The 13,792-nt window shown below is 64.7% G+C and carries 10 protein-coding genes and 1 riboswitch; of the genes, 6 read left to right on the top strand and 4 right to left on the bottom strand.

Features of this window, described 5'->3' with window-relative positions:
- Window positions 1-55: 55 nt before the first annotated feature.
- Window positions 56-559, top strand: coding sequence for a DUF3455 domain-containing protein (locus EHH60_RS31245; protein ID WP_124163190.1), 504 nt, complete (start codon window positions 56-58; stop codon window positions 557-559).
- A gap of 4 nt (window positions 560-563) precedes the next feature.
- Here the strand turns inward: EHH60_RS31245 and EHH60_RS31240 are convergent, their stop codons facing one another.
- A complete protein-coding gene (locus EHH60_RS31240; RefSeq protein WP_124163189.1) occupies window positions 564-1,790 on the bottom strand; it encodes a cyclic nucleotide-gated ion channel in 1,227 nt (408 codons plus the stop codon).
- 5 nt (window positions 1,791-1,795) lie between these two features.
- Window positions 1,796-4,474 (bottom strand): alanine--tRNA ligase, encoded by a 2,679-nt coding sequence (gene alaS / locus EHH60_RS31235; RefSeq protein WP_199752257.1) that lies wholly within the window; start codon window positions 4,472-4,474, stop codon window positions 1,796-1,798.
- 223 nt (window positions 4,475-4,697) lie between these two features.
- Window positions 4,698-4,786: riboswitch (glycine riboswitch) on the top strand.
- A 146-nt stretch (window positions 4,787-4,932) separates the two neighbouring features.
- Here alaS and gcvT point away from each other — a divergent pair.
- From gcvT to gcvP, 3 genes are read left to right on the top strand one after another with little or no spacing between them, the layout of a single operon-like run.
- Complete coding sequence (gene gcvT, locus EHH60_RS31230) at window positions 4,933-6,081, top strand: glycine cleavage system aminomethyltransferase GcvT (protein WP_124163187.1); 1,149 nt, start codon at window positions 4,933-4,935, stop codon at window positions 6,079-6,081.
- A 10-nt stretch (window positions 6,082-6,091) separates the two neighbouring features.
- Window positions 6,092-6,460 carry a glycine cleavage system protein GcvH gene (gcvH, locus tag EHH60_RS31225; protein WP_124163186.1) on the top strand — a complete coding sequence of 123 codons (369 nt, stop codon included), beginning with the start codon at window positions 6,092-6,094 and terminating at the stop codon, window positions 6,458-6,460.
- Between the two features lie 17 nt (window positions 6,461-6,477).
- Window positions 6,478-9,345: an aminomethyl-transferring glycine dehydrogenase gene (gcvP, locus tag EHH60_RS31220; protein ID WP_124163185.1), complete on the top strand. Its 2,868-nt coding sequence runs from the start codon at window positions 6,478-6,480 to the stop codon at window positions 9,343-9,345.
- A gap of 133 nt (window positions 9,346-9,478) precedes the next feature.
- Here gcvP and EHH60_RS38195 read toward each other — a convergent pair whose 3' ends face one another.
- Entirely contained in the window at window positions 9,479-10,003 is a 525-nt protein-coding gene (locus tag EHH60_RS38195; protein WP_245454634.1) for a hypothetical protein, read from the bottom strand.
- Window positions 10,004-10,566: 563 nt separating this feature from the next.
- Entirely contained in the window at window positions 10,567-11,655 is a 1,089-nt protein-coding gene (recA, locus tag EHH60_RS31210) for a recombinase RecA (RefSeq protein ID WP_124163184.1), read from the bottom strand.
- A 1,057-nt stretch (window positions 11,656-12,712) separates the two neighbouring features.
- Here recA and EHH60_RS31205 point away from each other — a divergent pair.
- Both EHH60_RS31205 and EHH60_RS31200 read left to right on the top strand, forming a co-directional pair.
- Window positions 12,713-13,051 carry a hypothetical protein gene (locus EHH60_RS31205; protein ID WP_124163183.1) on the top strand — a complete coding sequence of 113 codons (339 nt, stop codon included), beginning with the start codon at window positions 12,713-12,715 and terminating at the stop codon, window positions 13,049-13,051.
- Window positions 13,052-13,303: 252 nt separating this feature from the next.
- The gene (locus tag EHH60_RS31200) at window positions 13,304-13,504 is read left to right on the top strand and encodes a hypothetical protein (protein WP_124163182.1); all 201 of its coding nucleotides are present in this window, start codon (window positions 13,304-13,306) and stop codon (window positions 13,502-13,504) included.
- Window positions 13,505-13,792 lie beyond the last annotated feature (288 nt).

The following is a 13,792-nucleotide window of genomic DNA, read 5'->3' as shown; positions in this document are numbered from 1 at the left end:
CCGCGCCAAAGCGTGGCCCTTTTTACTTTTGTGGCCCTCGCGCGGAGATGCGACCATGGCGATCAAGCCTGCCGTCCCCAGCCTGCTATTGCTGGCCGCCATGGCCGGGCAAGCCAGAGCCGCCGATCCTCTCCCCGACGCCATCGCGGCGCCCGGCGAGACCGTCGTTCTCGGCCTCCACGCCGAGGGCGCGCAGGTCTATGAGTGCAAGGCCGCCGCCGACGGCAAGCTCGCCTGGGCCTTCCGCGAGCCGATCGCCACTCTGCTCGCCGACGGCAAGACCATCGGCCGGCATTACGCCGGGCCGAACTGGGAGCTCGCCGACGGCAGCGCCGTCGTCGGCAAGGCCATCGGCAGCGCACCAGGCGCTACCGCCGCCGACATCCCCTGGCTGAAGCTGGAGGTCGCCTCCCGCCGCGGCAGCGGCGTCCTGACGCCCGTGACCACCGTCCAGCGCATCAACACCCATGGTGGCAACCTCGACGGTGCATGCGAGAAGGCCGGCGAGTTCAAAAGCGCGCCCTACTCGGCGGATTATGTTTTCCTGAAGAAAGGCTGACCGCTCAGCGGTCGGCGTCGTTCTTCTCCGCCTGCGCAAGCTCGGCGAGCGCGAGGTCGCCGGTGTCGGCGAGCCTGGCCTTGGCGGTGGTATGGACGTGCTCGGCGAGCGTCGGCATGCGCGCGATCAAAGCGTGGAAGTCCTGGGCGTCGAGCACGAGCAGCCGGGTCTTGCGGGTGGCCGTCACCGTGCCGCTGCGTTTTGTTTTGTGCAGCAGCGCGATCTCGCCAAAGAAGGTGCCGTCGGCAAGCCGCACATGCTGGCTTGGCAGCGCGATCTCCACCTCGCCGCCGGCGATGAAATACATCGACGAGGCGACATCGCCCCGCCGCACCAGGATCTCGCCCTGCTCGATGGTGCGCGCCCTGAGCAGTCGCATGATGTCGGCGATTTCCGCGGCCGCTAGATGCGAGAACAGCGGCACCCGCGCCAGCATGCCCCAGGTGACGACGAAATCGCGCCGCTTCACCTCTTCCGCGAACGCGGTCGAGATGATCGCGACCGGCAGCGCGATCATGGCGAAGCCGGCAATGATGGCAAAGGTGGAGACGAACTTGCCGAGCGGCGTCACCGGCACGACGTCGCCATAGCCCACGGTGCCGAGCGTGACGATCGCCCACCACATCGCCTGGGGAATGGTGCCGAGCTTGTCCGGCTGCACCTCGCGCTCGATCGCGTAGAGCAGCGAGGCGAAGGTCAGCACCGCGCCGATCAGGATGACGATGCAGCCGATCAGCGCCCTCCGCTCGGCATGCACGGCGGCGAGCAGCGAGCGCATCGCCGGCGAATAGCGGATCAGCTTGAAGAACGGCAGCACGCCGAGCGCGGCCAGCGTCGCATGCCCGCCGGTCGCGAGCACGATTGCCGCGGGCAGGAACGCCATGAGATCGATGATGCCGAGCGCGGAGAAGGCGTAGCCGAGCCGGTCGGCCAGCGCGGAGCCCTTGCACTGGGTGTGCCCCGCCACCGTCCACAGCCGCGCCGCATATTCCAGCGCGAACACGATCACGGAGAGGACGGTGATGGCTGCGAACAGCGTGCCGAACTGCGCATCGAGCTCCGGCACCGAGGCGAGGATCATCGCGGCCACATTGAGCACGATGACCCCGATGATCAGCTGGATGAAGCGCGACCCGACCGAATAGGCCAGCGGATCGTGCTCCAGCAAATCGTAGAGGCGATCCCGAAATTCGGGATCGCGAAGCCCACGTCCTCGCGGAACGGGGCGCACCGGGCTTACGCGCCTGCCATCGCTTTTTCGATCGCCGACAGCGCAGCCGCCGCCTTGGCGCCATCCGGGCCGCCGGCCTGGGCCATGTCGGGGCGGCCGCCGCCACCCTTGCCGCCGAGCGCCTCGGAGGCGATGCGGACGAGGTTCACGGCATTGAAGCGCGCGGTGAGGTCCTGCGTGACGCCGACCACCACACCGGCCTTGCCGTCCTCGGTGACGCCGACGATGGCGACGACGCCCGAGCCGATCTGCTTCTTGCCATCGTCGGCGAGGCTCTTGAGATCCTTCATCTCGATGCCTTCCACGGCACGCGCCATCAGCTTGACGTCACCGACCTCGCGCACGCCGGCCGCGGCGCCGTTGCCGGCGGAGGCGCCGCCGCCCATCGCGAGCTTCTTGCGGGCGTCGGAGAGCTCGCGCTCGAGCTTCTTGCGATCCTCCATCAGCGCGACGATCCGCGCCGGCACGTCGTCGAGCGAGGTGCGCAGCTCGTTCGCCGCGGTCTTCGCCAGCGCCATGGTCTCGTTGGCGTGCTTGCGCGCGTAATTGCCGGTCAGCGCCTCGATGCGGCGCACGCCGGATGCGACCGCGCTTTCGCCCGTCAACGTGATCAGGCCGATGTCGCCGGTGCGCTTCACATGGGTGCCGCCGCAGAGCTCGACCGACCAGCCGAGCGCGTTGGCGCCGCGCTCGCGCGCGGTCCTGCCCATCGAGACGACGCGGACCTCGTCGCCGTATTTCTCGCCGAACAGCGCGCGCGCCCCGGCCTCGCGGGCCTCGTCCACGCCCATGATGCGGGTGGTGACCTCGTCGTTCTCCAGCACCACGTCGTTGGCGATGTCCTCGATGCGGGCGAGCTCGTCCGCCGTGATCGGCTTCGGATGCACGAAGTCGAAGCGCAGGCGGTCGGGCGCGACCATCGAGCCGCGCTGGGCGATGTGGTCGCCGAGCACCTGGCGCAACGCCTCGTGAATGAGATGCGTCGCGGAGTGATGGGCGCGGATCGAGGAGCGCCGCGCGTGATCCACCTCGAGCTGCAGCGCGGTGCCGAGCTTGATTTCGCCGCTCTCCAGCGTGCCGACATGGACGAAGAGATCGCCGAGCTTCTTCTGCGTGTCGCTGACGCGGAACTTGATGCCGCCCTCACCCGAGAGCACGCCGGTGTCGCCGACCTGGCCGCCGGACTCCGCATAGAACGGCGTCTGGTTCAGCACGATCGCGCCTGTCTCGCCAGCCTTGAGGCTGGCGACTTCGTGGCCGCCCTTCACCAGCGCGGACACCACGCCTTCGGCGCTCTCGGTCTCGTAGCCCAGGAATTCGGTCGCACCCAGCTTCTCGCGCAGCGGGAACCAGATCGCCTCGGAAGCCGCCTCGCCCGACCCCTTCCAGGACTCGCGCGCCTTCACTTTCTGGCGCTCCATCGCGTCGGTGAACGCCGCCTGGTCGACGCCGATGCCGCGCGACTTCAGCGCGTCCTGCGTCAGATCGAGCGGGAAGCCGTAGGTGTCGTAGAGCGTGAAGGCGACGTCGCCGTCGAACATGTCGCCCTTCTTCAGGCCCGCGCTCTTCTCGTCGAGGATGGCAAGTCCCCGCGACAGCGTCTTGCGGAAGCGGGTCTCTTCCAGCCGCAGCGTTTCCTCGATCAGATTCTCCGCGCGCATCAGGTCGGGATAGGCCTGGCCCATCTCGCGGACCAGCGCCCAGACCAGCCGATGCATCAGCGGCTCCTTGGCGCCAAGCAGCTGCGCATGGCGCATGGCGCGGCGCATGATCCGGCGCAGCACGTAGCCGCGGCCTTCGTTCGAGGGCAGCACGCCATCGGAGACGAGGAAGGCGGAGGAGCGTAAGTGGTCGGCGATGACGCGGAACGAGGCCACGGTCTGCTCGTTCGGCCCGGTGCCGAGCGCGGACGCCGTCGCATCGATCAGGTTCTTGAACAGGTCGGTCTCGAACACGCTCTCGACGCCCTGGAGGATGCAGGCCATGCGCTCCAGGCCCATGCCGGTGTCGATCGAGGGACGCGGCAGCGGCTGGCGGTCCTCCTTCGTCACCTGCTCGAACTGCATGAACACGAGATTCCAGAATTCGAGGAAGCGGTCGCCGTCCTCCTCCGGCGAGCCCGGAGGCCCGCCCCAGATGTGCTCGCCGCGATCGATGAAGATCTCCGAGCACGGGCCGCACGGGCCGGTGTCGCCCATCGCCCAGAAATTGTCCGAGGTCGGGATACGGATGATGCGGTCGTCGGAGAAGCCCGCGATCTTCTTCCACAGGCCCGCCGCCTCGTCGTCGGTGTGATAGACCGTGACGAGCAGCTTGTCCTTCTTCAGTCCGAATTCGCCGGTGATCAGCTTCCAGGCAAGCTCGATCGCGCGCTCCTTGAAATAGTCGCCGAACGAGAAGTTGCCGAGCATCTCGAAGAAGGTGAGATGGCGCGCGGTGTAGCCGACATTGTCGAGGTCGTTGTGCTTGCCGCCGGCGCGGACGCATTTCTGCGACGTGGTGGCGCGCTGATACGGCCGCTTCTCCACGCCGGTAAAGACGTTCTTGAACTGCACCATGCCGGCATTGGTGAACATCAACGTGGGGTCGTTGCGCGGCACCAATGGCGAGGACGGCACGATCTCGTGGCCGTTCTCGGCAAAGAAGTTCAGAAAGGTCGACCTGATCTCGTTGACGCCGCTCATGTTCATCCAATCGGGTGTGCTTGGACCCGCTTCCTGCCATCCAAACCAGAGGTTAGGGCTGATATCTGCGGGCCAGAGCGCTTTTAGACAAGGCCTGCTTCAGTGTCCAGAAACTGTGCAAGGAGATCAGAGGGTTGCCGCGGGCGCGCAATCCCGGTTGAAAAGGCGAAACCGCCGCGTTGACAGGCTTGGCTGGCCTGTGGTCTTTACTTATCTGTATCGTACGGCCACGTCGGGAGAGACCGGCACTGGTGCCGGCGCCGAAGGAGCAACCGCCCCGGAAACTCTCAGGCAAAAGGACCGCGTGGCTTTGACAGCATCTGGAAAGAGGCGCCGACGGGCCTAACGACCCGGGTGGCACCCGCCGACGGGATAATACTCTCAGGCACAGCGACAGATGGGGCTTCGACTGGTTGGCCCGGGGAATCGTCCCCGGGGAACCGCCGAGGGCCCCTGTGATGCCACTACCCGACGACCAGAACTCTCTTCGACAGACGCCCCTCCACGCCCTGCATGTGTCCCTCGGCGGCAAGATGGTGCCGTTCGCAGGCTACGACATGCCCGTGCAGTACCCTACGGGCGTGCTGAAGGAGCACCTCCATACGCGAGCCGCGGCCGGCCTGTTCGACGTCTCCCATATGGGGCAGCTCGCGCTTCGCCCGAAGTCGGGCAGGATCGAGGACGCCGCCCGCGCGCTGGAACGGCTGGTGCCGCAGGACATCGTGTCGATCGCACCGGGCCGGCAGCGCTACGCCCAGTTCACCAATGCAGACGGCGGGATCCTCGATGATCTCATGGTCGCCAATTTCGGCGATCACCTGTTCCTGGTCGTCAACGCCGCCTGCAAGGACGCGGACGAGGCGCATCTGCGCGCGCACCTCGCGGACGACTGCGTCATCGATTCCCTGGCCGACCGCGCGCTGATCGCGCTGCAGGGCCCGAAGGCGGAAGCGGCGCTGGCGAAATTGTGTGCAGAGGCGCCGTCGATGACATTCATGGATGCCGGCCCGCATGAGGTCGCCGGCATCAAATGCTTCGTCTCGCGCTCCGGCTACACCGGCGAGGACGGGTTCGAGATCTCCGTTCCCGCTGCGGAGGCCGAGCGCCTGACCAGGATGCTGATCGAAAACCCGGACGTGCTGCCGATCGGCCTGGGCGCCCGCGACAGCCTGCGGCTGGAAGCCGGGCTTTGCCTGTACGGCCACGACATCGACACCGCGACCACGCCGGTCGAGGCCGCGCTGGAATGGTCGGTACAGAAGAGCCGCCGCAGCGGCGGGATGCGCGCCGGCGGCTTTCCCGGCGCCGGGAAGATCCTTGCGCATTTCGACAACGGCGCATCCCGCCGCCGTGTCGGCCTGCTCGCCCTGGGCCGCGCGCCGGTGCGCGAGGGCGCGCTGCTGTTTGCCGATCAGGCCGGCGGCGAGCCGATCGGCAAGGTCACCTCGGGCGGTTTCGGCCCGAGCCTGAACGCGCCGGTCGCGATGGGCTATGTGCCCACGAACCTGAGCGCGCTCGGCACGAAACTCTTCGCCGAGGTGCGCGGCCAGCGCTTAGCCGTGCAGGTCGCCGCCATGCCCTTCGTCAAAAACACCTACAAACGCTGAGGACAAGACAATGACCACGACGCTGTACACCTCCGACCACGAATGGCTCGCGATCGACGGCGATACCGCCACGGTCGGCATCACCGACTACGCCCAGCAGCAGCTCGGCGACGTCGTGTTCGTCGAATTGCCCAAGGTCGGCCGGAGCTTGAAGAAGGCCGAAGCCGCCGCCGTCGTGGAATCCGTGAAGGCCGCCTCCGACGTCTACGCGCCAATCTCGGGCGAAGTGATCGAGGCCAACGAGACGCTTGCCGCCGAGCCGGCGCTGGTGAACTCGGATGCGCAAGGCAAGGCCTGGTTCTTCAAGATCAAGATCGCCGACAAGAGCGAACTCGGCGGGCTCATGGATGAAGCCGCCTACACGGCGCATACGGCTTAACGACGATGGAGCAAACGATGACCGCGCACCGTAAATCCAGCGGCGAGACCGCCGCCAGTTTCGTCCGCCGCCACATCGGACCCTCGGCGCGCGATGTCATCGCAATGTTGGAGGCCGTCGGCGCCAAGAGCGTGGAGGCGCTGATGGCGGAAACGCTGCCGGCTTCGATCCGGCAGGCCGCCCCGCTCGACCTCGGCAAGCCGCTCAGCGAGACCGAGGCGATCGCGCATATGGGCGAGCTTGCAGCCCAGAACCAGGTCTTCACCTCGCTGATCGGCCAGGGCTATTCCGGCACCATTCTGCCTGCGGTGATCCAGCGCAACATTCTGGAGAACCCGGCCTGGTACACCGCCTATACGCCCTACCAGCCTGAGATCAGCCAGGGCCGGCTGGAGGCGCTGTTCAACTTCCAGACCATGATCTGCGACCTCACCGGGCTCGACATCGCCAACGCCTCGCTGCTCGACGAAGCCACCGCCGCCGCCGAAGCCATGGCGCTCGCGGAGCGGCACTCGCAGGTGAAGGCGAAGGCTTTCTTCGTCGACAAGGACGTGCATCCGCAGACGCTGGCCGTGATGCGGACCCGCGCCGAGCCGCTCGGCTGGACCCTGATCGTCGGCGATCCCCTCGCCGATCTCGACAAATCAGACGTGCTCGGCGCGCTGCTGCAATATCCCGGTTCATCCGGCGCGCTGCGCGACCTCAGGCCCGCCATCGCGGCGCTGAAGGCCAAGGGCGCGCTTGCGATCGTTGCCGCCGACCTGCTGGCACTGACGCTGCTCGCCTCGCCCGGCGAATTGGGCGCCGACATCGCGATCGGCTCGGCGCAGCGCTTCGGCGTGCCGATGGGCTATGGCGGGCCGCACGCCGCCTATATGGCCGTGCGCGACGCGCTCAAGCGCTCGCTGCCCGGCCGCATCGTCGGCCTCTCCGTCGATTCCCGCGGCATGCCTGCCTACCGCCTCGCGCTGCAGACCCGCGAGCAGCACATCCGCCGAGAGAAGGCGACCTCCAACATCTGCACCGCGCAGGTGCTGCTCGCCGTGATCGCATCAATGTATGCGGTCTATCACGGCCCCGAGGGTCTGGCACAGATCGCGCGCAATGTGCATCGCCGCGCCGCCGTGCTCGCAACCGGCTTGCGCAAGCTCGGCTTTGCGCCTGACAGCGAGAACTTCTTCGACACGCTCAGCGTCGATGCCGGCGGCAAGCGCGCCGAGATCGTCGCGCGCGCGGCGAGCGAAAAGATCAATCTCGGCGTCAGTGACAGCGCCCTGCGGATCGCGCTCGACGAGACCACGACGCCGGCGACGGTGGAAGCGGTCTGGCGTGCCTTCGGCGGCACGCTCGCCTATGCCGAGATCGACGCCGAGACGCGCGAGGCGCTGCCGGACGCGTTGAAGCGCGCTACCGCTTTCCTGACCCATCCCGTCTTCCATGCGCATCGCTCGGAGACGGAGATGCTGCGCTACATGCGCAAGCTCAGCGATCGCGACCTCGCGCTCGACCGCGCCATGATCCCGCTGGGATCCTGCACCATGAAGCTGAACGCGACCACGGAGATGATGCCGCTGACCTGGCCGGAATTCGCGACGCTGCATCCGTTCGTGCCGCGCGAGCAGGCGAGCGGCTATCACGCGCTGTTCGCGCGGCTGGAAAAATGGTTGTGCGACATTACCGGCTATGACGCGATCTCGCTGCAGCCGAATTCAGGCGCGCAAGGCGAATATGCCGGGCTGCTCGCGATCCGCGGCTATCATGCCGCGCGCGGAGAGAGCCATCGCAAGATCTGCCTGATCCCCTCCTCCGCGCACGGCACCAATCCGGCTTCGGCCGCGATGGCCGGCATGGACGTCGTGGTGGTGGCTTGCGAGAAGAACGGCGACGTCGACGTTGGTGATCTCCGCGCCAAGGCGGAGAAGCATGCGAACGATCTCGCCGCGGTCATGATCACCTATCCCTCGACCCACGGCGTGTTCGAGGAGCACATAAGCGAGATCTGCGACATCGTGCACGGCCATGGCGGCCAGGTGTATCTGGACGGGGCCAACCTCAACGCGCAGGTCGGCCTTTCCAGGCCCGGCGATTACGGCGCCGACGTCAGTCACCTTAATTTGCACAAGACCTTCTGCATCCCGCATGGCGGCGGCGGCCCCGGCATGGGCCCGATCGGCGTCAAGGCGCATCTCGCGCCCTTCTTACCCGGTCATCCTGCGACGCAAGCGGATGCGCCGGTCGGCCCGGTCTCGGCTGCGCCGTTCGGCTCGGCCTCGATCCTCACCATCTCCTACATCTACATCCTGATGATGGGCGGCGAAGGCCTGAAGCGCGCCACCGAGATCGCGATCCTCAACGCGAACTACATTGCGGCGCGTCTCGATCCCCACTTCCCGGTGCTCTACAAGAACGCCAGGGGCCGCGTCGCGCATGAATGCATCGTCGATCCCAGGCCGCTGAAGACGACCTCGGGCGTCACCGTGGACGACATCGCCAAGCGCCTGATCGATTACGGCTTCCACGCCCCGACCATGAGCTTCCCGGTGCCGGGCACGCTGATGATCGAGCCGACCGAATCCGAATCGAAGGCGGAGCTGGACCGCTTCTGCGATGCCATGATCGCGATCCGGAAGGAGATCGCCGAGGTCGAGGCCGGCCGCTTTGAAATCGCGGCCTCGCCGCTCCGCCACGCCCCGCACACCGTCCACGACATCGCCGATGACGATTGGAATCGCGCCTACACCCGCAGCGAGGGTTGCTTCCCTGACGGCGTCTCGCGCACCGACAAATATTGGTGCCCCGTGGGCCGCGTCGACAACGTCTACGGCGACCGCAACCTGGTGTGCTCCTGCCCGCCGGTCAGCGATTACGCAGAAGCCGCGGAGTAAAGACGCGACGGGACGTCTCGTAGCCTCGTAGGGTGGGCAAAGCGCAAGCGTGCCCACCACCTCTCGCGAAGTTGGAAGATGGTGGGCACGGCGCAAGTGCGCCTTTGCCCACCCTACAACACCGAATGCGCCGCTAGGGCGCAATCAACAGCCGGCTTTCGCGATCCCACCGCCACAACCGTTCATTGGTGAGCAGCGTGCCGCCCCACCAACGTCGAATCGGATTGTGGCGACGGAAAGCTTCGCGGCCTTCCAGAACCGCTTTGCCAAATTCGGTCAGCGACAACCGGCTCCGACGATAGGCGGCGTTGCGACCTCGCGCATCGTGCGGGGCGAGCGTCGCGAGTTTCGGATCGAGACCTGCGACCGCCGGCATCGGGCCCGACGCAAGCCCTTCGAGCAACGGACCCAGCTCCCACTGGTCGAACACGCGCGTTTCGAGCAGCCCGCCCGGCTGAAACAGTTCTTTTGTACGGTTGTGCCCCCTTATCAGCTCGATAAGCCGCGCCTCCGTCGCGCCCAATCCGGTGATTGGTGACGGCAGTTCAGCTAGCAACGCTTCCAGAACCGGTTTCAGGAAAGGGAGCCTGCTTAAATCCCTTGTCAGTAGCCCGAAGCAAAGTTCAGGTGTCGGCGCCCGATACGCCTCCCAGGCCATGTTGGCTATCTCGAAGTCGCACTCTGCGATCTCCGATTCCCGCACCGTACGATCGCGAAGTTGCGGGCCGTCCGCTTCGCGCAGATCGAAATTGACCCGTCGCAGTCTAAGACAATGGGTGATCGATGGATAGGACCGCAAATAGTCCAGGCCAGATCAATTGCAATTGACTGTTAGGCTCAGGGTCGAACCACAGCTCGATGAACTCGACGCCATAGGTCTCGCAAAACCGAACCAGGCCAGTCTCCTTGTGCGCGAGACCGGTCTGAGGCAACCGGCCAACAAGATCGGACCACCGCACTCCGGATCGCCCCTGTAATAGCCTCCCGTAAGATAGTTCTCGAGGTGGTGCGACGTAGGCAACGGCCCCCAAACGAACCGAAAGATCAACGGGACGACCATGTCAGCACGACCGGCATAGGTCACCAACGCCGGACGAACTAGTCAGAATCACGCGCTTCATCGTCGACGCGCCCTCACGCAACACGAAACGGGCACCGAAGACGTCGGCAACTCAACGTCCTCAGTGCCCGCTCCTCGCGAAAAATTTTCCGCGTTAAGTCTTACTCGTCCGCCGGCTCCTCGCCGTCGGCGTCGCGCTCGGGCGTGCCGGCGAGAATCTGCTCGGCGATCAGGCCGGAGTTCTGGCGGATCGAGGTCTCGATCTTGGCGGTGATATCAGGGTTGGCCTTCAGGAATGCCTTCGAGTTCTCGCGGCCCTGGCCGAGACGCTGGCTGTCATAGGAGAACCAGGCGCCGGACTTTTCGACGATGCCGGCCTTGACGCCGAGATCGAGGATCTCGCCCATCTTGGAGACGCCCTCGCCGTACATGATGTCGAACTCGACCTGCTTGAAGGGCGGCGCCAGCTTGTTCTTCACCACCTTGACGCGCGTGGTGTTGCCGACCACCTCGTCGCGCTCCTTGATCGCGCCGATGCGGCGGATGTCGAGACGGACGGAGGCGTAGAATTTCAGCGCATTGCCGCCGGTGGTCGTTTCCGGCGAGCCGTACATCACACCGATCTTCATGCGGATCTGGTTGATGAAGATCACCATGGTGTTGGACTTGTTGATGGAGGCCGTCAGCTTGCGCAGCGCCTGGCTCATCAGGCGGGCCTGCAAGCCCGGCAGCGCATCGCCCATCTCGCCTTCGAGCTCGGCCTTCGGCACCAGCGCCGCGACCGAATCGACCACCAGAACGTCGACCGCGCCTGAACGCACCAGCGTGTCGCAGATCTCCAGCGCCTGCTCGCCGGTGTCGGGCTGCGAGATCAGGAGCTCGTCGATGTTGACGCCCAGCTTGCGGGCATAGACCGGGTCGAGCGCATGCTCGGCGTCGATGAAGGCGCAGATACCGCCCTTCTTCTGCGCTTCCGCCACCGTATGCAGCGCCAGCGTGGTCTTGCCCGACGATTCCGGCCCGTAGATCTCGACGATACGCCCCTTGGGCAGGCCGCCGATGCCGAGCGCGATATCGAGCCCGAGCGAGCCGGAGGACACCGCCTCGATGTCCATGGACCGGTCGTTCTTGCCCAGCTTCATCACCGAGCCCTTACCGAACTGGCGCTCGATCTGGGAGAGCGCAGCGGCCAGAGCTTTACTCTTGTCCATGGAAGATCCTTCGACGATACGCAGGGCAGTTGCGGACATTGGGTCTTGCTCCTTATGGCGAGGATTCGCGTGAGGGACAAACGGTTGCGAGGCAGCTCGGCGATAAAAGCAATGTACCCTATCTGTTCTATGTTCGCAATATGTTCTTTTGCGGATTTGCCCTCGGCACCCTGGTCCTGTTCAGCCACATCCAAATTCGGCAGGCGCACGGCTTCTTCCGTCGCTCAGCGCAACATGGTTAGCGCCCGTTAACGATTGCGTTAACATTTGTTATGTACCCTTCACGCTGCATGGATGGCGAGAGAGAACCACAAGTAGCGTCCGACTGGACCGCCGAGGAGCTGGCGCTCCTGTCCCGTTTGGCCCGGGATCGGATCAGCGCGGCGGACGCAGCGAGGCTCCTGGGACGGCGGGTGAGTTCGGTGCGTCGCCAAGCCCGGCAATCCGGGGTGCTCCTCTACAAGCACGATGGCCGTACCGGCAGGCGGAAGCCTCCATAATTCCCAATCTGCAGTTGCTGGCACACCTGATCGCTCAAGCGCGATGAGACGAGGAGGAATCTTCATCGCGCTTTTCGGTTGTTGTTTGAGCATGATCTTTTCGGACAAATGCTGCGCACTTTTCCCGGGCACGCTTTAGGCGTAGGATTCAACTGATTTGAATCATGGGAGGGTGCAGCTTGACCGCGGTCCTCGTTTAAAATCACCACTGTTGCCTTGGGCGTCCTTTCAACAGTCCTCGCATACACGCTCATTTTCAGCGTCTGAAGAAAGGGAGGCCCCTGCGTCAGCGGCCTCTTTCAGAGATCAGCTTCATTCTGCGTGCCGAGAATCGGGCGAACGTCGATTTATGTTCGTTCCGGTCGCGCGGCACGGCGGCGGTGCCATAGGCTGCCCATGTCGAATTGGGAGCGGCCCGCAGATGCTGGCGTCGCTTGAAAAAACCGACGTGCAACGACCAGCCCAGTTAACTTCATCTTGGCCGTGTCCTGGATCGACCGGGATCGTACGGAGGCACCAGGTTCCAGAATCGACTCGCCAACTTGGCAATAGCGTAGCAGCATGGAGCCTCGCAAGTGCGGCAAGGGAGTGGCTTCATGGAGAGATTCATCGCTCGTGCAAATATCGACCACTACCTGGACCTGTTGAAGGTCCCGGACATCTCGACACACGCGCGGTCAACGATCACAAAGCTGTTGATCGAGGAAGAAGACAAGCTTGGCCGCGATTGTGCTCAACTCGAGTTCGTTGAAAGCAGGGCTGCGACGTGCCGTGCGCGCGCGGACCGGCAAAGGCGATTGATGGATTCATTCGCTCCTGGTTCGGACGATTGGGTGCACGCCGAAAGGCTGCTCGTCAATTTCGAAACGCTTGCCCAGTTCGTCGAAAGCTTCTGTCACCAGATGCGCCGCACCGTGAATGAACATCCCCTTTGAGAGCAGCCTGGCTCCGTTGGCGAGCTATTCGTGGCGGCGCCCAAATGTAATCCAAGTGTAGCGGGGGTGGAGCTGCATGGACGGAGTTCTGAGGTTCATTTCGGCTTCCCAAGTCCCGCTGTGCACACAATTGAACAGACGCGGATCCGTTTATGCATCCTAATGGATCATCACAGTACGGACCTTGGCCACCATCGGTGATGCGAACGCCGACCTGCGCTCCCGCCCTCCTCGCATGGAAATAAGAGCGCCATGTTCAAGCGGCGGCGTTTCAAGCAACAGCTGACCCTTCAAGACCGGCTTTCCGCATGGGTGAAGCAGGTTCAGGAGCAGGCCTCCAGGCTTCCGCCCGGTCCCGAGCGAGACGCCCTCCTCAAGAAGGCTCGCCAGGCCGACGTCGCCAATCATCTGCACGACTGGGTCAAATCGCCCGGGCTTCAACCACCGAAATAGCGGGCATACGCCGTGTTGCTCTTGGAGAGAGAAGCAAGGCGCGTGTCCGGGCGGCCTTGCTCTCCCGAACTCCATCACAATCGGGGATATGGCCGATTCAAACGAGTGAGGGCCGCTGTTGTAAGCGGCCCTCTTTCCCGGGTTGCAAATTATTCGAAATGAAATGTCGTTTCCTCCCCGGATTGCCAAGTTTTCCCGGTTGTGAAGGGTCCCGCTAGCACATTTGTGAATCGGCCATGTCAAATGGGCTTTGCGACTGTCCTGATCAGACCAGCACGGATTAAACGA

The organism is Bradyrhizobium sp. RP6 (assembly GCF_003837805.1).
GTDB lineage: Bacteria > Pseudomonadota > Alphaproteobacteria > Rhizobiales > Xanthobacteraceae > Bradyrhizobium.
The sequence above is the reverse complement of the archived record's forward strand: the minus strand, read 5'-3'. Positions and strand labels throughout refer to the sequence as shown.

What these genes read in the sequence shown, in the direction of transcription:
- EHH60_RS31245 (WP_124163190.1), top strand. Translation starts at nt 56, where the DNA reads ATGGCGATCAAGCCTGCCGTCCCCAGCCTGCTATTGCTGGCCGCCATG.
- alaS (WP_199752257.1), bottom strand. Translation starts at nt 4,474, where the DNA reads ATGAGCGGCGTCAACGAGATCAGGTCGACCTTTCTGAACTTCTTTGCC.
- gcvT (WP_124163187.1), top strand. Translation starts at nt 4,933, where the DNA reads ATGCCACTACCCGACGACCAGAACTCTCTTCGACAGACGCCCCTCCAC.
- gcvH (WP_124163186.1), top strand. Translation starts at nt 6,092, where the DNA reads ATGACCACGACGCTGTACACCTCCGACCACGAATGGCTCGCGATCGAC.
- gcvP (WP_124163185.1), top strand. Translation starts at nt 6,478, where the DNA reads ATGACCGCGCACCGTAAATCCAGCGGCGAGACCGCCGCCAGTTTCGTC.
- EHH60_RS38195 (WP_245454634.1), bottom strand. Translation starts at nt 10,003, where the DNA reads ATGGCCTGGGAGGCGTATCGGGCGCCGACACCTGAACTTTGCTTCGGG.
- recA (WP_124163184.1), bottom strand. Translation starts at nt 11,655, where the DNA reads ATGTCCGCAACTGCCCTGCGTATCGTCGAAGGATCTTCCATGGACAAG.
- EHH60_RS31205 (WP_124163183.1), top strand. Translation starts at nt 12,713, where the DNA reads ATGGAGAGATTCATCGCTCGTGCAAATATCGACCACTACCTGGACCTG.
- EHH60_RS31200 (WP_124163182.1), top strand. Translation starts at nt 13,304, where the DNA reads ATGTTCAAGCGGCGGCGTTTCAAGCAACAGCTGACCCTTCAAGACCGG.